At 42.6% G+C, this 21279-nt stretch carries 18 protein-coding genes; 11 read left to right on the forward strand and 7 right to left on the reverse strand.

Annotated elements, in window-relative coordinates; all coding sequences use genetic code 11:
• Positions 1-15: 15 nt before the first annotated feature.
• Positions 16-1053 carry a SepM family pheromone-processing serine protease gene (locus tag ACFSCZ_RS04600; RefSeq protein WP_380772594.1) on the forward strand — a complete coding sequence of 346 codons (1038 nt, stop codon included), beginning with the start codon at positions 16-18 and terminating at the stop codon, positions 1051-1053.
• A 15-nt stretch (positions 1054-1068) separates the two neighbouring features.
• The gene (locus ACFSCZ_RS04605) at positions 1069-1971 is read left to right on the forward strand and encodes a DUF1002 domain-containing protein (RefSeq protein ID WP_380772614.1); all 903 of its coding nucleotides are present in this window, start codon (positions 1069-1071) and stop codon (positions 1969-1971) included.
• A gap of 37 nt (positions 1972-2008) precedes the next feature.
• On the opposite strand, the gene ACFSCZ_RS04610 is transcribed toward ACFSCZ_RS04605, so the two are convergent.
• A complete protein-coding gene (locus tag ACFSCZ_RS04610; RefSeq protein ID WP_380772595.1) occupies positions 2009-3028 on the reverse strand; it encodes a DUF1646 family protein in 1020 nt (339 codons plus the stop codon).
• Between the two features lie 227 nt (positions 3029-3255).
• Positions 3256-4641 carry a M28 family peptidase gene (locus ACFSCZ_RS04615; protein WP_380772596.1) on the reverse strand — a complete coding sequence of 462 codons (1386 nt, stop codon included), beginning with the start codon at positions 4639-4641 and terminating at the stop codon, positions 3256-3258.
• A gap of 424 nt (positions 4642-5065) precedes the next feature.
• Between ACFSCZ_RS04615 and ACFSCZ_RS04620 the strand changes: the two genes are divergently transcribed.
• Complete coding sequence (locus tag ACFSCZ_RS04620) at positions 5066-5992, forward strand: S66 peptidase family protein (RefSeq protein WP_380772597.1); 927 nt, start codon at positions 5066-5068, stop codon at positions 5990-5992.
• Positions 5993-6087: 95 nt separating this feature from the next.
• Positions 6088-7665 carry a bifunctional metallophosphatase/5'-nucleotidase gene (locus tag ACFSCZ_RS04625; protein ID WP_380772598.1) on the forward strand — a complete coding sequence of 526 codons (1578 nt, stop codon included), beginning with the start codon at positions 6088-6090 and terminating at the stop codon, positions 7663-7665.
• Here ACFSCZ_RS04625 and ACFSCZ_RS04630 read toward each other — a convergent pair.
• Both ACFSCZ_RS04630 and ACFSCZ_RS04635 read right to left on the reverse strand, forming a co-directional pair.
• Positions 7662-8468 (reverse strand): YihY/virulence factor BrkB family protein, encoded by an 807-nt coding sequence (locus tag ACFSCZ_RS04630; RefSeq protein ID WP_380772615.1) that lies wholly within the window; start codon positions 8466-8468, stop codon positions 7662-7664. The two genes, ACFSCZ_RS04625 and ACFSCZ_RS04630, sit on opposite strands and share 4 nt — an antisense overlap.
• A 357-nt stretch (positions 8469-8825) precedes the next feature.
• Complete coding sequence (locus tag ACFSCZ_RS04635) at positions 8826-9806, reverse strand: NAD(P)H-quinone oxidoreductase (protein ID WP_380772599.1); 981 nt, start codon at positions 9804-9806, stop codon at positions 8826-8828.
• 119 nt (positions 9807-9925) lie between these two features.
• On the opposite strand from ACFSCZ_RS04635, the gene ACFSCZ_RS04640 reads away from it, so the two are divergent.
• From ACFSCZ_RS04640 to recQ, 6 genes are all read left to right on the forward strand, one after another.
• Entirely contained in the window at positions 9926-11158 is a 1233-nt protein-coding gene (locus ACFSCZ_RS04640; protein WP_380772600.1) for a CynX/NimT family MFS transporter, read from the forward strand.
• Positions 11145-11327 carry an SE1832 family protein gene (locus ACFSCZ_RS04645; RefSeq protein ID WP_380772601.1) on the forward strand — a complete coding sequence of 61 codons (183 nt, stop codon included), beginning with the start codon at positions 11145-11147 and terminating at the stop codon, positions 11325-11327. Before ACFSCZ_RS04640 ends, ACFSCZ_RS04645 begins: the two co-directional genes overlap by 14 nt.
• An 88-nt stretch (positions 11328-11415) precedes the next feature.
• The gene (locus tag ACFSCZ_RS04650; protein ID WP_380772602.1) at positions 11416-12510 is read left to right on the forward strand and encodes a PRK06851 family protein; all 1095 of its coding nucleotides are present in this window, start codon (positions 11416-11418) and stop codon (positions 12508-12510) included.
• Positions 12511-12834: 324 nt separating this feature from the next.
• The gene (locus ACFSCZ_RS04655) at positions 12835-14028 is read left to right on the forward strand and encodes a glycine C-acetyltransferase (protein WP_380772603.1); all 1194 of its coding nucleotides are present in this window, start codon (positions 12835-12837) and stop codon (positions 14026-14028) included.
• Between the two features lie 53 nt (positions 14029-14081).
• Complete coding sequence (locus ACFSCZ_RS04660) at positions 14082-15014, forward strand: L-threonine 3-dehydrogenase (protein ID WP_380772604.1); 933 nt, start codon at positions 14082-14084, stop codon at positions 15012-15014.
• 90 nt (positions 15015-15104) lie between these two features.
• The gene (recQ, locus tag ACFSCZ_RS04665; RefSeq protein WP_380772606.1) at positions 15105-17243 is read left to right on the forward strand and encodes a DNA helicase RecQ; all 2139 of its coding nucleotides are present in this window, start codon (positions 15105-15107) and stop codon (positions 17241-17243) included.
• A gap of 820 nt (positions 17244-18063) precedes the next feature.
• Here the strand turns inward: recQ and ACFSCZ_RS04670 are convergent.
• The 3 genes from ACFSCZ_RS04670 to ACFSCZ_RS04680 form a co-directional block, all read right to left on the reverse strand.
• Entirely contained in the window at positions 18064-18879 is an 816-nt protein-coding gene (locus ACFSCZ_RS04670; RefSeq protein ID WP_380772607.1) for an undecaprenyl-diphosphate phosphatase, read from the reverse strand.
• Between the two features lie 132 nt (positions 18880-19011).
• Complete coding sequence (locus tag ACFSCZ_RS04675; RefSeq protein WP_380772616.1) at positions 19012-19368, reverse strand: dihydrofolate reductase family protein; 357 nt, start codon at positions 19366-19368, stop codon at positions 19012-19014.
• Complete coding sequence (locus tag ACFSCZ_RS04680) at positions 19368-19586, reverse strand: hypothetical protein (RefSeq protein ID WP_380772608.1); 219 nt, start codon at positions 19584-19586, stop codon at positions 19368-19370. Before ACFSCZ_RS04680 ends, ACFSCZ_RS04675 begins: the two co-directional genes overlap by 1 nt.
• 667 nt (positions 19587-20253) lie before the next feature.
• Here ACFSCZ_RS04680 and ACFSCZ_RS04685 point away from each other — a divergent pair.
• Positions 20254-21144 carry a Cof-type HAD-IIB family hydrolase gene (locus ACFSCZ_RS04685; protein ID WP_380772609.1) on the forward strand — a complete coding sequence of 297 codons (891 nt, stop codon included), beginning with the start codon at positions 20254-20256 and terminating at the stop codon, positions 21142-21144.
• Positions 21145-21279 lie beyond the last annotated feature (135 nt).

Below are 21279 nucleotides of genomic sequence, written 5' to 3' on the forward strand. Positions count from 1 at the left end.
AAACAAACATGACTCATGAAAAACGATAAGCAGACAACGCGAAAAAAAAGAATATGGATATTTTTATGTGTATTATTCGCGGTCTCGCTGTTTATACCTACACCTTTTTATGTTTTTCAGCCAGGTTCGGTAGAAGAGTTAAGTTCCAAAGTAACTGTTGAAGAAGGGAAAAAGGAAGAACAGGGAAATTTGTATTTAACAACCGTTCTGTCTATGAAGGCCAGCAATATTTATTATTTGGCATATGGACTACTTGCGCCGCATGCGGATATCCAGCGTTCATACTCGGTAAAAGGTGAGAGGACGGATAGGGAATATCAGCGCTGGCTCGAATACCTGATGGAATCCTCTCAGGAAAATGCAGTGACAGCGGGCCTTAAGGCTGCCGGGGAAGAAGTGCAAGTGCTTCCCAGGGGGATGATTGTACGAAGTATCAGCGAGAATTCCAAAGCCAAAGGTTCCATTGAAACAGGTGATATTTTACAGCGTGTTGATGACAGGCGTATAGAAAATATTCAGGACATCCATGGTTACTTGCAAGAAAAAGAAGCAGGGGACACCGTAAAGGTACAATTGATACGTGATGATAAAGAAAGAGTAGAAGAGGTGGAGTTAATTCCTTTGCCAGGGAGTGCTTCTCAGCCGGGCATAGGAATAGGTCTTGAAGAATATGTGGAAGTACGGACTGACAAGAAAGTAAATATTCATGCGGGAGAAATTGGCGGTCCCTCTGCAGGATTAATGTTTTCTCTTGAAATCTACCGGCAGCTTAAAGAAGAGGATGTGACAAAAGGCTATGAAATCGCGGGTACAGGGACTATCGACAGGGACGGAAATGTAGGACAAATTGGAGGAATCGCTGAAAAAATAGCAGCAGTAGATCAGGCCAATATGGATATTTTCTTCTGTCCAAAAGATGTGCATCCGTATGATACAAATGAAAAAGAAGTAAAATCAGAAGCTGAAAAATACGGATATGATGTGGAAATTGTTCCAGTACAAACTTTGGAGGAAGCCATCCGGTATTTAAACAGCCTTCCTCCAAAATCATAGGAGGCAATCAAGATGATGAAACACATAAATAAAATCGTATTAGCAGCATTGTTCAGTGTTGGCTTGTTCTCATATGGGCAGGTACAAGCATCCGCTCAAAATGATGAAGTCATTAATGAAAAGCTGGGTGTACCGATCGTTGTGTACGGCGAAACATTAACCGCAGATCAAAAGAACCAGGTCAGAAAACTGCTTGACGTAAGTAATCCGGAAAACGTTGATGAAATTACAGTTTCAGCCCAGGATTTGGCAAGGCTGATCAATGGCAATCCTAACTCGAGAATGTTTTCTTCCGCCAAAATAACACTGACAGAGAATGGAAATGGTCTTGCTGTAAACATCGTCACACCAGATAATATAACTGAGGTAACGAAAGAAATGTATGCGAACGCTCTTTTGACAGCCGGTGTGGAAAATGCGGATGTGGACGTAGCTTCTCCGGTGAAAGTCACGGGACATTCAGCTTTAGTAGGGATCTATAAAGCCTACGAGAGCAAAGGAGAAGTGCTGGATAAAGGCAGGATGGAAGTGGCCAATGAAGAGCTCGAGCTGGCAACACAATTGGCAGAAACAGAGGGTTTAAATGATGAACAAGTCACGGAATTGCTTACAGAAATAAAAAAGATGATTGCTGAGCAACGTCCTGCCACAAGGGAAGAAGTTGAACAAATCGTACAGGAGCAATTAAATAAAATGAACATCGAATTGAGCGAGCAAGATCGGCAGCTGCTCATTGACCTTTTTGACAAAATGCGAACACTGGATATTGATTTTGGCCAAGTAAGACAGCAGTTGGATGGGATTTCCAATGATATTAAAAAGAGGCTTGAGGAAGTAGTGGGCGATGAAGGGTTTTGGGATAGTGTAGCAAACTTCTTCCAGAAACTGATAGATTCTATCCGAAATTTATTTAAATAAAATCAAAAAATCCTGGAGATCATCTCCAGGATTTTTCTTATGAATAAAATACTAAGATCACTATAAAGTAAACCACCATAGCAGCCAATCCGATCGGAACACCAAATCGGGCCCACTCGCGGCTGGTAATATTTAATTTCCCGGCTGCAATGATGTTCGGAATGTTTCCCGGGATAAGCATCCCGCCGCTGATCATCAGTCCCATTAGAATTGCTACGAGTGTCGGTTCACTCATTTGAGGGCTGACTTCAGCTGCTGCCAATGTCGCATTATCCAAAATGGCAGAAATCATGTTGATCCAGTACAGGACAAGCGGGCTGAGGTCCAGCAAGAATCTTTCAATAAATGGTTCAAAACCTGCCCCAAGCAAGGTAAGGCCCATAACAAACAAATAAATTTTAAAGGCACGGATCAAAATTTCCGGATAAGTTTCTGATTCCATGCTGGCCTCAAGACCATCATTGCCGCTATCAGTATTCACAATAAAAGCTGCAAGAATCCCAAATATAATTACACCTGCAACCACATCGATCCCGATAAGACGGAATAAATAGAAAAAGTCCTCATTTAATTTGCTGATAGCAATTGTAGCCAATGGTTCACCGATCGGAGTTAAAGCCGCACCAAGTCCGATAGAGAAACAGGCCAAAATGACAAATTGAATTTCAGCTTTCCGTTCAAGACGTAATACGCTTACAATCACCACCAGTACAATTGCTGCAATGATTGCGGTTATAACACTTGAAATCAATCCGAGAACGATAACGACCAAAGCGATAAATAATCTTGATGGAATGGCGCGGCTCATTCCCCTGATTCCATTTTCAATGGATGTTTGGAACCATTTGAACAAAAGGCCGGCAATCAGAACTGCCAAAGTAATATGTATAGGGTCTTCCAATGCTTTTATGAATAGTTCCCCATTCAGTACTCCACTGACCCAGGCCGCCAAAATTCCCATAATAAATAAAAAGGCTTCCAAATTCTTTTCCACGACACCAACGGTAAACGGCAAGAATAAAACGAGTATTAAAATAATCGTTAAGCCGAGAATCATACAATCATTCCTTCTTCTATGCAATTTCAATAATACTATTATATATGATAGAAGAAAAAGAAGAAAGTAGTAGATTTAACATAGAAAAAGTAAAAAAAGATGGAATGAAGTAAAAAAATATTGTTATCAAAAAAATGCGAAGGACGGATTCGGGTCCTTTGTCCCGGCTCCGCCTTCGCAAGGCATTCAAAATGTTCAAATGCATCTTCCCGGTGAACGTTCGTTCTTTATTGTAATCCTCCAACCATTTTTTCGTAGTCAACTGGGACAGGAGCTACTTTGGATCTATCCAGAGCAGGTGTGTCCGGGCGTGCGGCCTGATATACTGCTGCCCCAACGATTTCGGCTGACTCCTGAAGTTTTTCCTTGCTGATTTTATCCAAGGAATCTTCTGGTGTATGATACCAGGGCTCTAATGGATTATGAATGAACAATGCTGCTGGAATGCCTGCATAGTGGAATGGCACATGGTCGCTGCGGCCTTCCTGTCCGTATGTTAGGGGAGTGCCTGTCCTAACGCCGGCTGCAGCTGCAAGGTCCGTTACAGTATTTTTCTGTCCATCCACTGTAAACATAACAAGTTCTCCGGCATCTCTGCTTCCAACCATATCCATTTGAAACATTCCAATTACACGGGAACGCTCGTCTTCGGACATAGTGTCCACGTATTCATAAGAGCCAATAAGTCCCAATTCTTCGGCACCAAAAGTAACGAAGCGAATTTCAGTGTCTGTTGGCATATTTGCCAAGACACGAGCTAATTCCAGTGTGGCTGCTACCCCTGAAGCATCGTCATTCGCACCTGGTGAACCCGAAACAGAATCATGATGGGAGCCCACAATAATGATTTGATCCGCAGCCTTTTTCTTATGTGTCGGCTCTTTTACTGCTACGACATTATGGGAAGTTTCCTCTACAATGCCGCCTCCCGTAACGCTGACATTTGCTGTTATGGCTTCTCCGCGTTCTAAAGAAGCTGCCAAGCGCTCCCCATCCTCTTGAGAAATGGCAACTGCCGGAACAAAATTGTCATTTGGTTCTCCCAGAGTCCCATTGATCGGACCGGATGTGTTATTGAAAATAATGACTGCGGAGGCTCCTGCATCAGCAGCATTCAACACTTTTTCAGCAAAGGAAATTTCTCCGCGTTGAATTAAAGCGACTTTACCCGTTAAGTTCAATCCTTCCAAGTCAGAAGGTGTTCCCAGTCCCGCATAGACTAAATCGGCTGTAACGGTCCCATTTGGGGCATATGTAAAACCGCTTGATGTAAGAGTCTCGTTACCTGCCGTAACGGAAACGTTTGGGGAGTAATAATTTTGAAATGTAAAAGGCTGGATTTCCGTTTCATAACCGTAGGAGGCGAGCTCTCCTTCTATATATTGAACAGCATTCCACTCGGCTTCTGTTCCGGCTATACGCGGCTCAGAGGATAGATGGGCAATGTGGTTGTACATGTTGTCAGCCTTAATTCTCTTGATAATCTTATTGTCAAAAGCTTTCTGTGCCTGCGGCGGAGGTGAAGGATTTTCCTTTGCACCAACCGCCGGTACTCCAAGTGTAAGACTCGCGGCAACCAACAGTGCAGCAAACGGTTTTTTTCTTACTGGCATGGTAATCTGAAACCTCCCAATATTTTAGTATATTACTATATTAATTATATTAATTATTCCAATAATTAAAAAAGTGGAGGAAGACCTATTATTTTTTATAGGTCTTTTTATGTGAGAAAGTATGAAAAATACATATAACCTTTAAAAAATGAGGGCGGCATCAGTATATGTCCCAAACCAATTTTAGTAAATATCCGGAATCTGCAAATTTACAGGCGCTCGTTTTGCAACAGCATACAAAAACTTATTGGAAATTCATAAAAACTTGCATACCAATGTTAATGATCACTGTTTCAGTTCATATAAATTGATAAGGTTTGATTCATGGATCCATTGTTAATATTTCCCCGGCAATAATCGACAATTTTAAACTTATTTCCCCGGTAATAATCGACATGCACCATAAAAGGAGGCCCTTAAGAGGATGAAAGTAAAAAAGGTGAAGGCACTGCAACCATATGATACGGTTGGCCTGACAGCCCCGGCAGGTCCGGTTAAAAAAGAAAAATTGGCTCAGGCTGTGACAGCATTGGAAACTCTCAATGTCCATGTGGAAGTTGGGAATACCTGTTACTTGGAATACAGGAGTTATTTGGCCGGACGGCCCCGCATACGAGCAGAAGAATTAAACAACATGTTTTCAAATGAAAAAATATCGATGGTTTTTTGTTTAAGAGGAGGGTATGGTTCGCCGCAAATCCTGCCATATCTCAATTGTGCCCTGATGAAAGAGAATCCTAAATTACTGGTGGGATATAGCGACATCACGGCTTTGCATGGGTATATGCAGCAATGCGGAATACCAAGTATTCATGGACCTATGCCTGCAACGGACCTTATACAAAATGATTCCTTTACTATAAACGGACTCATAGAATTGCTAAAGGGTTCTTCGATGCCAAAAATAGAAAACCCAATAGGAGAAAGACTGATCTCTCTTGTGCCGGGCAAAGCGAGGGGGATTTTGACCGGAGGAAATCTAAGCCTGATATGTGCCTTAATGGGTACGCCGTATGAAATAGATACGAAGGGAAAAATTTTATTTTTGGAAGAAATTAATGAAGAGCCGTACAAACTGGACAGAATGATTACCCAGCTGGCACTGGGGAATAAACTGGCTGATGCTGAAGGGATTATCTTAGGTACATGGGAAAAGTGCAGCTCTGAAGATTATCAAAACATAAAGCTTCCTGATTTATTCAAAGAATTGCTTGAACCATATGGAAAACCGGTTCTGTATAATCTGAGGGCGGGCCACTGCAGTCCTATGGTTTCCCTGCCATTTGGCGCCAATCTTGAGATGGATTCAGATGCTGAAAGCATCATTGTCACAGAGGGCATTTTCCAATAAGCAGAGTTCTTGCCTGTCAGGAAATTCCGTTATAAGATGATGATAATTTCGCAACTTTCACACCTTATTAAGCGAGCAAGGAGCAAACACAATTTATGAGCACAACGAAGTTGGTTATTTTGCAGACGAGCGATGTTCACGGAAATATTTTTCCCATCCATTATGGTACCAACAGGTATGATGAAGCCGGACTTGGTAAAATCTCCACACTTGTAAAGAGAGAGAGGGTTCAGCATGACCACGTAATATTAATTGATAACGGAGATCTGATCCAAGGAACCCCTCTTACCTATCATTATGTCCATTCTGATAACCAAAAAAGACTTCCGAATCCCATGGTGGCTGCTTTAAATTACATGCGATACGATGCTGGCGTTTTTGGCAACCATGAATTCAACTATGGCCTGCAACATTTAAAGGCGGCCGTTGATCAGGCGAAATACCCCTGGCTATCTGCTAATATTGTCCATGAAGTTGAAAAAACGCCTTATTTTGGAACACCATATGCCATAAAAACATTTAAAAACGGCATTAAAACAGCTGTATTAGGATTGACAACGCCTTACATACCATATTGGGAAAGGCCGGAAAACATAGCAGGTCTTCAATTTGAAGATCCTGTGGAAACAGCCAAAAAGTGGGTGCCCTTTTTAAAACAACAGGCTGACATCGTCATTGTGTCTTATCATGGAGGGTTTGAACGGGATCTGGATACAGGAGAACCGATTGAAAGAATTACAAGAGAAAATCAGGGTTACCGTCTTTGTATGGAAGTACCGGGGATTGATGTTTTGCTGACTGGACACCAGCACCGCCAAATATTTGGTAAGGAACTAAATGGGGTAATCGTTCTCCAGCCGGGAAGTGCAGGAACTTTTCTCGGTAAAGCTGTTCTGCATCTTGAAAAGAAAGAAGGCAGGTGGAAGGCAGTTCGCAAGCAGTCTGAACTGCTGTCTGTGAAAGGTGTACCAGAAGATCACGAATTGCTTAAACATCTCCAAATATATGAACAGCGTACACAAGCCTGGCTCGATCAGCCTATCGGTAAAATAGACGGGAACATGCTTGTGGAGGATGCTATGAAGGTTAGGTTACAAGACAATGCACTCATTGAATTTATTAATAAGGTGCAAATGGATGCCGCTGGTGTTGATATATCGACGACAGCACTTTTCGATAATGATTCTCCGGGCTTTCCGCCAAACGTTACGATGAGGGATGTAGTATCCAACTATATATATCCGAACACACTGAAAGTAGTCCGAATTACAGGTAAAGAAATGAGAGAAGCTCTCGAGCGCTCAGCCTCTTACTTTATGAGTTATAACGGTATTGAGATTCAGGTAAATCCAACCTTCACCACCCCAAAACCACAGCATTACAATTATGATATGTGGGAAGGAATTGACTATACGATCAATATTTCCAAGCCTGAAGGAGAAAGAGTCGTAAAGCTGGAATATAAAGGAAACCCTGTACAGCCAAATCAAACGTTTGATGTAGTAATGAGCAATTACAGGGCAGGAGGCGGCGGACAATATTTTATGTACCAGAACCGGCCGGTTCTCCGGGAGATTCAAACAGACATGTCAGAGCTCATCGCCAATTATTTCCTTAGAAAAAAAACAGTCCGTGCAACGGTCAATCAAAATTGGAAAGTCATCCATGATTAACGGGCTTTTATAAAAGCTGCATTGATCAAACCGCCGATCAGCAAAACGGCAGCTGTCAAGTAGAACCAGATCATAAGCACGACCATGCTTCCAAGCTGGCCGTAGAGCTGTGAATAATTAATGTATGCTACATAAGTGGAGAAGCCCAAGGATGCTGCCTGCCAGGCGATAGTTGAAAAAACAGTTCCAGGGAGGACAGAGGAAACAGAAATTTTTCCGCTTGGAACAATTGTGTAAATAAGAAGAAAAAAGAAAAATAAGTAAAGGGTGCCGATCCCCCACTTGATAAATAACCATGAACGATGTATAAAATCTGGCATATGGATACGAGCCGATAAAAAAGCCCGGCTGATTTCCTCTCCGATCGGCACAAGGAGGGAGATAGCCAAAGTCAGCATCAAAATCCCTGTTAAAAACAGGTCTTTGCCAAATGCCAAAACGAAATGTTCTTTTCTTTCAATGCCATACGCATCATTCATAGCTCTGACCAAAGACTGGACCGCCATGGAAGAAATCCAAAAGGATGCCATGAGACTGAAGGAAGCAAGTCCCTTTCTTTGATTGTCGAAAATCATGACGATATTATTTTCAATCAGGGCATAGCTTCTCCGAGGGGCGAATTGTTCGATGGCAGAAAGGACATCGGTCGAGTAAATTGGAAAAAAACTCACCAGTGAAAGAACAAAGATCAGGAAAGGGAAGATAGATAGCATAAAGAAGTAAGCCATTTGGGCGGATTGATCATGAAAACGTTCTATAAAAAAGCGTTTTAAAATATCAAGAGTAAATTTCAACGAGATCATCCCTAGAAAAAATAAGTGTATATCAACAGCATAAGTTGTGAAAAACTTTTTTATACATACAGCGGATTCAGTCAATGCAGGCGCTTCTGGAGTGTCGAATAATCATTCTACACCTCATCCTGCCATGAATAGGAATTCCAGAAAGTATATGGCGCCGGTTCAGCAAGTCCTGCTTAATATAACCAGCATGTATTTTCCGGCTTCGACGGACAGGATAGGCAAGTATTGAGATATGGCATATAAGGGGCCGGCCCGGCCGGCGGCCCATACAGCGTACATGTTGTCGTTCAGAGTACCATCATTTCCCCCAATTTGGCAAAATAGTTTTGATTGAGTCCCGCAGGGCGCAATTTCCCCTCAGTGATTGATTCGTAATATGATTTTTCCTGCGTTCTTGTTCTCTTCCATGAGGGAGTGGGCCTTTTCAGCCTCATTCCAGTCCCAAATCGAATCGATAATAGGCTTTAGACGGTCGTCTCGGAATCTCTTCAGGGAAAAATCAACAAAAGCCTTTGTCAGGGCTGCCTTTTTGTCAATCGGCTGAGAGCGGAGCGTTGTACCCAATACATGCAGTCTTTTAAACAAAATATTTAACAAATTGACCTCTTTAATTTTTGCTCCGCCCATCGTTCCGATTAATACGAGTTTTCCATCCATTGCGAGTGCATCTATATTTTCTTTCCAATATGGGGCTCCGATAAAATCTAAAATGAGCTGGACGCCTTTTTCTCCCGTGCTTTCTTTTACTTGTGCTGCAAAGGGGCCTTTCTTATAATTGATCGCAAGATCTGCCCCCAATGAACGGCAGAGCTGCAGCTTTTCAGGCGAACCGGCTGTAATAATGACGCGGGCCCCGGCTTCCTTCGCCAGTTGAATGGCTGCTGTTCCTACACCGCTGGCCCCGGCATGAATCAGAACGGTTTCACCGGACTGCAGATTTCCTAAATCAAACAAATTTAAATATGCCGTTAAAAAGCCCTCAGGAATAGCTGCCCCTTCTTCAAAAGAAAGATTTTTGGGGATCGGGATGGCCAGTTCTGCAGGAATAGCTGCATATTCTGCATAGCCTCCGCTTGGAAGAAGAGCACAAACACGGTCCCCTTTTTTCCAACCCTTGACATTGGCACCAATCTTTTCAATGACACCGCTTGCTTCCAAGCCGAGAATATCCGGGGCTCCCGGGGGAGGCGGGTATTTCCCTCGTTTTTGGAGCAGGTCTGCGCGATTCAGGCCGGCAGCTTTCACTTTGACCAGGAGTTCGTTGTCTTTGATGACAGGAGTGTTCACTTCCTCAAATTTCAGCCTGAATGTATCCTTATCAGCAATGATCGCTTTCATAACCTTTATCCCCTTTCCAAACTTTCGTTTTTCGTGTAAAACGATTGCTTTTCTGATATCGTATAAAAATAACTAAATTTTTTCCAATGGTTAACTATTTATGGAAGAGGAAGATTTAAATGGATGTATATACACGGGCGAAAAGCCGGACATTGACACAAAAACTCTTGCTCGTGGCCGGAATTGTTTTTATAGCCTTTAATCTAAGGCCTGCCATTACGGCTGTTGGACCTCTCGTCAGCTTTATCCGAAATGATTTAAGTCTGACTAATGGCATGGCAGGATTTTTAACGACTCTTCCGTTAATTGCTTTTGCAGTTCTGTCTCCATTTGCTCCGAAACTTGGGCAGAAAATCGGAAATGAATGGACGGTATTCATCGGGGTGGGACTGATTGGTGCAGGAATTGTAATTCGTTCTGCGGGCAGCATTTCCCTTCTGTTTTTTGGTACAGCACTGGCTGGAATAGGGATTGCCATTGGAAATGTACTGCTGCCCGGAATAGTCAAAATGAAATTTCCGGACAAAGCGACTTTTATGACCGGAATATATTCTACCTCTCTCGGCATTTCGGCAGCGATTGCCTCTGGCATTAGCGTTCCGCTCGTGGAAACTTTAGGCTGGAACTGGGAAGATTCATTAATGATCTGGGCATATTTAGCCCTAGCCGCGTTTTTTATCTGGATGCCTCAATTAAGGAGGCAAAACATTCCCCAAGGCAAGCTAATGTTTGTAAAGGGGAGAAGATCACTGTTAAAATCCCCGCTTGCCTGGCAGGTAGCTATATTTATGGGCTTTCAGTCATTCATCTTTTATTGTCTGATTACATGGCTCCCGGAAATTTTATATAGTCAGGGTCTATCCCGTTCTCTTTCGGGGTGGATGCTGTCCATTGTTCAAATAGCAGGACTTCCGTTTTCGTTCATTGTCCCGGTCATTGCGGGAAAATTAAAGAGCCAGGGTGTATTGGCAATCGTATTGGGCGCCTGTTACGTCACTTCTTTAGTCGGTCTGTTATTGGGCGGTCCGCTTACGATCGTGTGGGTTGTGTGCATTGGGATCGCGCAAGGTGCAAGCTTTAGCCTGGCCCTCACTTTTCTAGTCCTGCGGGCAAAAGATGTATTGGATGCTTCCCGATTATCCGGGATGGCCCAATCGCTTGGCTATTTTCTGGCAGCTGTAGGCCCGGCTTTGATCGGTTATGAATACGATCTTACGCATTCGTGGTTTGTCCCAATTCTGACTTTGGTCCTGGCTTCCATACTCATGACGATCGCAGGGTGGGGAGCAGGAAAAGATAAGTTTGTCCTGGAAGATCATAGGAAAGGAAGTTTTGACCATGAAAAAATCTGAAATTGAATACAAAATTACTGATTTAAAGGCAGACTATGTGAGATTACAGCATGATTTAGAAAAACTGGAATATGTGAAAGGTCATTTGCATCCGCTCGAAAAACAGCTGATGGAAATTGAAGAAGAACTCAAAGTTTTATACAAAAAGCTGGATGAAATTAGTGAATAACGAAACGTTCTTTTTTAATAATGGTTACCACCCTTTCTATAAAAGCATAGGCTGAAGAAAGAAGATCATAGTATAGAGGGTGACCAATATGAGCGGAAGTGTCTTGCGTTATTTTGGCGGAGGAAATACGGCAAAGGGCTTTAGTCATCTATATGAGTCCAATTTACGCGGATTGGACCGGGTGTTTATTTTATCGGGAAAATCCGGCCTTGAAAAAAAGTCATTGCTCCACAAGTTAAAAGACGAATGGATGGGAAAAAATACAGCATTGGAATTGCTTCATTCCCCGAATGATCCCGAATCATTGGAAGGACTCATTATCCGCAACTACGGATTCGGTATCGTTGATGGAGATTACCCGCGTGAAATCAGTGAAAGCATTGTTGGAGATGGATGGGAAACGGTGGATTTAGACGCCCTGGGTATGACCTCATTGAGTGAGAATGAAAAAATTGAAATTCACCGTCTGACAGGTGAAATACAGAAAGCGATGGAAAATGCCTATCAGTCTTACGCTGAAGGACTGAGAATTCACGACGATTGGGAGAAAATTTATATTGACCGTATGGACTTTTCAAAAGCGGATCAAGTAACAAAACGCTTAATCACACATTTGTTCCCGGGGGATTCCAACAGAAAGAACCAGGTGACAAGACGCAGGTTTCTTGGCGCGGCTACCCCCTTGGGACCCGTTGATTTTGTAGACAATATTACATCCGGGCTGCAGAAAAGATATTTATTAAAAGGCCGGGCAGGTACTGGAAAGTCTACAGTTCTGAAAAAAATGGTTCAAGAAGCAGAAAAAAGAGGATATGAACTGGAGGTTTACCACTGCGGCTTTGATCCGAACAGCCTCGATATGGTGCTTGTACGGGAGTTGGGATGGGCCATTTTTGACAGCACCCAGCCGCATGAATATTTCCCTTCGAGAAAAGGGGATGAAGTCATTGATATGTATGAATTAACGGTAGCCCCGGGAACAGATGAATTATATGCAGAAGAAATAGCCGAAATTGAACGTCAATACCGGGAACAAATGAAAGCAGGGAAGACGTATCTCGCACAAGCGAAGCGATTAAATGGCCAACTAGAGAAAATCTATGAAAGAAAGTACAATCAATCAAGGGTTGATGCCATTTTTAACGACATTCAAAAAGAGATACGCCAACTTGTAAAGGAATGACAACTGCCCGGAAAATCAGTGAAAACTGATTTTCTGCGGCAGTTTTTTTGTAAACCGAAGGACAGATTTTTTATGTAAAATAACGGCAAAATTTTTAAAAGAAAAGTATAAATGCCGAGGACTGCCGGATTATTGCCGTTCTGACATAGAACCGCCGGACAGGATGCGTACACATGATTTAAGCTGCGGAATCCCCGTCTCTTACAGATATATAACCGTCAATAAAAGAGCGTTTCATATCGCAGTCCGCATTCTGCATAAGTGCTGTCTTATTCAAATAAACATAGTATAGGCTTTTGATTGAATTAGCACGGGGGGGTCGAGATGTCCAAAGTGCTTCATTCATTTTTAACCGAAAGCATGGCCGAGCTTCGCAGCCAAGGTTTATACAATGAAATTGATACTGTTGAAACGGCCAATGGTCCGATTATCAAAGTAAATGGGCAAGAGCAAGAGCAAATTAATTTTTCTTCGAACAACTATCTGGGGTTGGCAACTGATCAGCGATTGAAAGCTGCTGCTGTGGAAGCAATCCGGAATTGGGGCGTCGGGGCAGGAGCGGTAAGAACAATTAATGGAACGCTTAAGGTTCATACCCAGCTGGAGGAAAGACTTGCAGCCTTTAAAGGAACAGAGGCGGCTATCTCCTATCAATCAGGTTTTAAGTGTAATATGGCAGCCATTTCGGCAGTCATGGATAAAAATGATGCCATACTGTCCGACGAATTAAACCATGCATCGATCATAGACGGGTGCCGCCTTTCTCGGGCAGATATTATCCGGTTCAAACATTCAGACATGGATGATTTAAGAAAGCAGGCTAAGGCCGCAAAGGGTTCCGGGCGCTACCGGAAAATAATGGTGATTACAGACGGGGTTTTTTCAATGGATGGCGATATAGCAAAGCTTCCGGAAATTGCCGAGATTGCTGAAGATTATGAGCTGATCACTTATGTGGATGATGCCCATGGTACAGGGGTTCTTGGCAATGGGGCAGGAACGGTAAAACATTTTGGCCTTCAGGATAAGGTCGATTTTCAAATTGGCACTCTCTCTAAAGCAATCGGTGTAGCAGGAGGGTATGTTGCTGGGAAGAAATCCTTGGTCGACTGGCTGAAACTCCGTTCCCGTCCGTTTTTATTCTCCACGGCTATACCACCTGCTGATGCCGCTGCAGCAACTAAAGCGATTGAACTGCTGATGGAAAGCAGGGAGTTATATGTCCGGCTGTGGGAACGTGCGAACTATCTGAAGGACGGATTACAGCAGCTTGGGTTTCAAATGGGTAACAGTGAGACACCCATCACTCCATGTATGATTGGTGATGAAACGATGACCCAGACTTTCAGCAGGCGCCTGTTTGAAGAAGGAGTCTATGCAAAGGCCATTGTATTTCCGACTGTACCCAAAGGGGCAGGCCGAGTGCGCAATATGCCGACCGCTGCCCATACAAAAGAAATGCTCGATCAAGCGTTAGCTGTCTATGAGAAAGTTGGAAAGGAAATGGCCATCATTTAATTAAAGAAAACAAGGTTCACGGTGAAACATCGTATAAGCCAGGGGGGCACACGATGGAAAAAATACTGGTGACCGGATCCTTGGGCCAGGTGGGCTCAGCGTTAGTTATGAAACTCCGCCGAGAATATGGGGCTGAAAATGTGATTGCCTCGGACATATACCAACCGGGTAATGAAGTGACTGAATCAGGACCTTTTGAGGTGCTCGATGTAACATTCGAACACAAAGTGTATGAAACTGCCAAAAAACATCAGGTTGATACGATTATCCATTTGGCCGGCATGCTCTCCGCTATGGCGGAAATAAAGCCGCTGATGGCATGGCATTTGAATATGGGAGGCCTTCTCCATGTGCTGGAAACTGCGCGGGAGCTCGGCATAAAAGTTTTTGCACCAAGCTCGATTGCGGCATTTGGGCCGCATACACCCAAGGAGAAAACGCCGCAATTGACCGTTCAGCGGCCTGCTACGATGTACGGCATTAATAAAGTGACAGGTGAGCTGTTGTGTGATTACTATTTTTATAAATATGGAGTCGATACACGGGGTCTTAGGTTCCCCGGCCTCGTATCCTATGAGGCCCCTCCCGGTGGAGGGACAACAGATTATGCAGTGGAAATTTACTATGAAGCCATATGGAAAAAATCTTACACTTGTTTTCTTGGGCCCCGTACCCGTTTGGACATGATGTATATGCCGGACGCTCTGAATGCTGTCATACAGCTGATGGAAGAGGATTCTGAAAAGCTTACCTGCCGAAATGCCTATAATATATCAGCAATGAGCGTAACACCGGAAGAGATGGGGCAGGAGATCAAAAAACATATTCCGTCGTTTGTCATGGATTATAAAATAGATACTGTAAGGCAGTCCATTGCCGACAGCTGGCCGAATTCTCTGGACGATTCGGCAGCGCGAATGGATTGGGGGTTTTCTGCGGAATTCGATCTGGAAAAGATGACTAAAGACATGCTGGAAAATATATAGGAAAAAGGTGCGTTGAGCCGCTTGTGTCACTGAACAGGCCGGCTTTTTTTGATATACTTGGTCTAGTCAATGTATTGGGGGGGAAGACCATTGTTAACAAAAGCACGAGGCTTGCTTCAGTCTCATTTTGGGTTTGACGATTTCCGGCCTGGCCAGGACATGATTATTCAAAAAGTGCTCCAAAGCGAGGACACGCTGGGAATCATGCCCACAGGCGGGGGGAAATCTGTGTGCTATCAAATTCCCGCATTATTGATGCGTGGAATAACGATTGTCATCTCTCCGTTAATTTCTCTGATGAAAGACCAGGTAGATGCCTTGGATAAGGCAGGAATACCATCTACATATATTAACAGCACAATTTCGGGAGACGAAATGCGTGAGCGGATGTCCGGAATATACAACGGAAAATACAAGCTTGTTTATATTGCCCCGGAACGTTTGGAAACTGATTATTTTATGCAGATTCTTGATGACATTCATATTTCTCTGGTTGCTATAGATGAAGCTCATTGTATTTCGCAATGGGGACATGATTTTCGACCAAGCTATTTGTTAATTCGGAAGCTGGTCAATCGTTTGCGGCCAAAGCCGGTGGTAATGGCGTTGACTGCGACAGCTACTCCCCAGGTTCGTGAAGATATTCGCAGGCTGCTGGACATTTCTGATGAGCATACTGTGGTTACGGGCTTTGAAAGGGAAAATCTGCGTTTTCATGTAGTAAAAGGACAGGATCGCGACCGTTTTTTGTCAGACTATATAAGAAAAAATGCCGGACAGGCGGGGATTGTTTATGCAGCCACAAGAATAGAAGTGGACCGGCTGTACCAGTTTCTTTCATCACAAGGAATTGCAGCTGGCAAGTATCATGCCGGAATGTCTGAGATAGAGAGGAACAGGATCCAGGAGAAATTTTTATACGATGATATTGAGGTGATGGTTGCAACCAATGCCTTCGGGATGGGAATCAATAAATCAAATGTCCGGTTTGTCATCCACTACAACATTCCTCGAAACATGGAGTCTTATTATCAGGAAGCGGGGAGAGCCGGGAGAGACGGAGAGGAAAGTGATTGCATCCTTCTGTTTGCTCCCCAGGACAGCCATATCCAATCCTTTTTGATTGAACAATCTGATATGGACGAGTACCGTAAGGAGAATGAATTTGGCAAGCTGAGAAAGATGATGGGGTATGGCCATACTGAATCTTGCCTGCAGCAGTATATCCTTCATTATTTTGGTGAAGAAAACGCAGACGTTTGCGGAAAATGCGGAAACTGTACCGATGACAGGGAACAGGTGGATGTGACGGTTGAAGCCCAGATGGTTTTGTCGTGCATCAGAAGAATGAATGAAAAGTTCGGAAAAACCTTGATCGCTAAAGTACTGACAGGATCTTCCGACAAAAAAATAATAAGCTTTGGTTTTGACCGTTTGTCAACGTACGGAATTATGAAGGACAAGTCACAGAAAGAAACAGCGGAGTTCATCGATTTCTTAACGGCGGAAGGATACTTGCGTCCGAGCGATGGTACGTATCCTATTTTGATGCTGACGGAATTGGCAGGAGATGTCTTGCGGGGAAAAGAAAAAGTGTTCAGGAGAGAGAAAGTAAAGATTACGCAAATCGTGGAAGATAATATGCTGTTTGAGTGGCTGCGAAAACTTAGAAGAGAAATTGCCGATCAGGAAAATGTACCTCCTTACATCATTTTTTCCGATATGACCTTAAAAGAAATGAGTTCGCTGCTTCCAAGAAATGAAGCGGAAATGATGCAAGTCAAAGGTGTTGGAGAGCGGAAGCTGGAAGCATACGGGAAGGCATTTCTATCAGAAATCAACCGCTATTGTGAAGAAAAGGGGATCCAAAGGCAGGAAACGGGGCTTCCGGTAGCCCATGCAATTACGAATCGAGCAGTTAAGGCATCCGCAGGCAAGGAGCCGAGCCACCACATCACTTATCGAATGCTGCGGGAAGGAATGACTATCAGGGATATTGCTGCTGCGCGCGGATTGTCGGAGAGAACCATTGAGGGACATCTCCTGAAATGTCCGGGGGATGGAATGAAAGTAGATTGGTCTGCTTTTATCCCGGATGAATTTGAACCGATTATACAGAAAGCTGTTGAGGAGGCGGCCACTGAAAGGCTGACGCCGATTAAGGAGCGGCTGCCCGAGGAAATCAGCTTTTTTATGATCAGGGCTTACCTGGAAAAACAAAAAGCATGATAAAGGAGTGGCTGGGTCATAACTGAAATATACAAGGTTAGAGGCGATATATGATAGCGCAGGAATATACTGCAGACTTTGCGTGAGGAAAGGCCCCCGGTGAGACCCCCGCAAGGAGGCTCGCCAGCCGTTCTGCGGATTGCGAAGGTAATTTCCGAAGCGGGTAACTCTTTTTTTCCCGGCCCACGTAGTTTGGAGTGTTAGAGAGAAGGAATCGATAATCAAACGTTTGAACAATCCTCATCCACATGAACCGCAACTTCACCAAGCCAGGTTTTCTGAATAAGTGATTGCTGTGGGAAAAGGGGACAGACTTCTTAATCAGACGCTTGATTAGTTGGAAGAACCGACTGCCGGCACCTTAATCAAATGATTGATTAGTTGTAGAGCAATGCTGTTTTTGCTGTCAATCAAACATTTGAATAATAGAAAATTGCCGGCGCTCTTCTTTTTTATGATTAGTTGAATAAGAAAACATATAGGAATCAAAAAAGTTTAATCAAATGATTGAATAGTAATAGAAGGGGTCACTTATCTCCAAACGATAGAATGAGAAAAGTAACCTCTGGTTTTGGGAAAAGGAGAAATGGGAGGTAATCTTGATCCATCTATACCTTCTTCCGTAATCACGATTGTTTGCTGCTTCATATCAGTTAAGTGAAACAGTCATTGCAAAAGTTTTACTTTCCTTTTTTAAAATAATGTCGGCCATAATGTGGTTTCTTCGGATCTGCTTTGGCATATGGTTCGTCTATTGCTTTACCTGGAACAGTACTGCCCGATTTAATATCCGGTGAATGTTAAGAGCCGGTTTTCTGCTTTAGAAGAAGATCAGAAGTAATGTCCCGGCAATGAAACAATAATATGTAAAATAAACCAGCTTTCCTTTTTTCATAATTCCCATAAACCACTTCAAAGCAAAATAAGTCATGAGAAGCGTGGCAATAAATGCAGCCAAATATGGAATGGCTAAGTCTGTTTTATTCGGATCATTCAAAAAATCTGATAAACCCAGTACAAAGCCGCCGATACTTACGGGTATATACAGCATAAATGAAAATCGAAGTGCTGTATCCTGTTTCATTCCGACTGCAATGGCTGAAATAATCGTCGCACCTGAACGACTGATACCAGGTGTTAAGGCAGCAGCCTGTCCTAAACCAACAATGAGTGCGTCCTTGATCGTAATATTTCTTTCATCCTTCATTCCTCTCATATTGCGTATGAACCATAGGGCAATTCCTGTGACAAAGAGCATCACCGCAATGGTTGCCATACTGACATTGTCTTCAATGTAGTCATTTAATAAGATCCCGAGAAAACCTGCCGGGAGGGTACCGATGACAATAAAGCAAACAAAGCGAAAGTCACTCTTATATGCTGTATTTTTCGTTTTCAAATAACTGATGGAATGGACTGTAAGCCTTACAATATCCTTTCTATAGATATAAAGTATCGCAAGAAGCGAAGCCGTATTGGTTAATATAGCAAAAGTAAAGCCTTGTTCACCCAGCCCTAAAATCTCACTGGCAATCATTACGTGTCCACTGGACGATACGGGAATCGGTTCGGTAAAGCCTTGGACTAATCCAATAATGATCATTTTGATTATCAATAGTATATCTGTTTCTCCCATTTTATCCTCCCCTATGTTCTCCACAAACTAAGCGACTAATTTTGTAGCGCTATCTGATCATTCAATCAATGGCGCTGAACTTGAAATAGACGTGATCATCTTTATGTATACAGTTAACACAGAAAAAGTTTTTTATTGTTTCTTAACTGTATAGTAAAGTTCGACAAACTGATTGAAAGTTCTTATTCCTTTCAATGAAAGGTTGAATTGATCTTCTCCTTCTTTAAATAACGGAATGCCATGACCAAGTAGTATTGGGGCAACGGTTATAATCAGTTCATCGACTAATTTTTCTTTCATAAAAGAATGTATTAATTCTCCACCGCCAGCGATCCAAATGTTTTTCCCATCTTGGCTTTTTAGTTTTTTTACGAAATTAGTTATCTCACCATTCATAAATTTTACATCTTCGGTATCCTCATTGAAAGACCTTGTAAATACATAGCATTGTTTGTTTTTGTATGGAAACTCTTTTATATCTTGTTTCATCACCCAATCGTAAGTCCTTTTACCAAGTAGAACTGTATCCACTGTGGCATAAAACTCTGTAAATCCGTTATCCCCTTCACCTTTGACTTGATCAGCCACTCAAGAGAATCGTCTTTTGAAGCAATATATCCATCTAAACTTGAAGCTATAAATACTACCAGCTTTCGTTTTTCACTCATTGCATCCACCGCCAAATGGGAGTTTTTAATTCTTGACATGATTCAACTCTTCTGCAAGGTTATATTAAAAATTTTATCCAATCAATCTACAACTGTTAAAGGTATATCAACCATGCCCGTTTGTTGATAAAGGAACACCTAAAATTCATTAACCAAAATGTTAGATTCATTGTAAGCCGGGATTACCCTCATTTTTCATTAAATCTATGTACATTTGTTTAATAGAGAGGCTTTCGTTGCTGATCAAACGGTTAAATGGACAAGATGCAGCTTTATGGAATCAGCAGATGTATTGGAAAGACAGGCTTTAGCCTCTTTCATTAAATGTTTGATTACTACTTTGAGGGACGGGCTTTTTACTTTATTCAAACGTTTGAATAATCCAGGGTGAAGTTCAGAGCTTTCCAATTGAAAACTTGATGATTATCAAAAACCATCTTTAATCAATCGTTTGATTTACTGAGTGACGCGAAACTTTAGCCTTTGAATAGCAAAGGGAGAAAGCATGGGTATTTTTCTTATTAGAATCTTCTCCTCAAATACCTGATCTGTAACTAAATAGAATGTTTTGTCTTACTGCTTCATAGTATGAATGTTACCAATCATTACGCCCCTTGAAAAGTGGGTTTCATTGCATTTTAACCGTTTTTTCGCTAGAATACATGCCAATATAAGAGGGCGGAAAATTGCCTGAGGAGAAGGGGATATGACATTGATAAAATGCATCGCCACTGACATGGATGGAACACTGCTCAATGCCAGTCAAGAGGTAAGCGAAGAAAACAAGCTTGCGATCCGGGAGGCTCGTAAGCAGGGAATTGATTTTCTAGTTGCCACAGGGCGTTCTTATCATGACCTGCGTTATGTGTTGGAAAAAGTTGATATCCTATGCCCTGCTATTTGCCTGAACGGCGCTGAAATTAGAGATGAACAGGGCAACATTGAATTTGGGATCGGACTGGATGAAGAGACAGCTTCTCAAGTGGCCCGAATTCTTGACCATGCCGATATTTATTATGAATTATATACAAGCAATGGTACGTACACGACAAATTATGAGAAAGGCGTCCAGGCGGTCATGGACATTTACCGTACAGCTAATCCGTCTATAGAGATTGCTCCACTGAGAGAGAGAGTAGAGAAGCGTTTTAAGAAGCGTTTGATCAAAGTAGTGGATCATTTGGACGGTATTTTTGGTGCGGGAGACATAGTAACCTATAAATTTTTTGGCTTCTCCAAAGACGCGGCTTTGCTTAATGAAATGAACATAAGGTTTGAGCAGATCAAGGGAATCACCGTCACTGCGTCCGGCCGTCAAAATATTGAGATTACCCATGCTCAGGCCAAAAAAGGAAATGCTTTAAAAAGATACACGGAGAAACGGGGAATCCCCCTCGAACAGACCATGGCGATTGGTGATAATTATAACGACTTGTCAATGCTCCGCCTGGTTGGCCATTCAGTGGCTATGGGGAATGCCGAGAAGGAAATTAAAGATTCGTGCCGGTATATAACCGGGTTAAACACAAAAGATGGCGTTGCGGAGATCATTTACAAAATCTTGGAGGAACAAAATATACGGAATGAAAAAGCCTGAGCTTTCTCAGGCTCAGCTTGTAGAGAAAGTATATGTTTTTTTCTCTACAGGCTTTTTTATTTTACATTTAGACGACTTGTATCTAGATTTTTGTGTTTTTATTTTTAAGAAAAAGATTCCCATCCACCTAGACCT

The organism is Siminovitchia sediminis (genome assembly GCF_042680885.1).
In the GTDB taxonomy this organism is placed as follows: domain Bacteria; phylum Bacillota; class Bacilli; order Bacillales; family Bacillaceae_C; genus Siminovitchia; species Siminovitchia sediminis.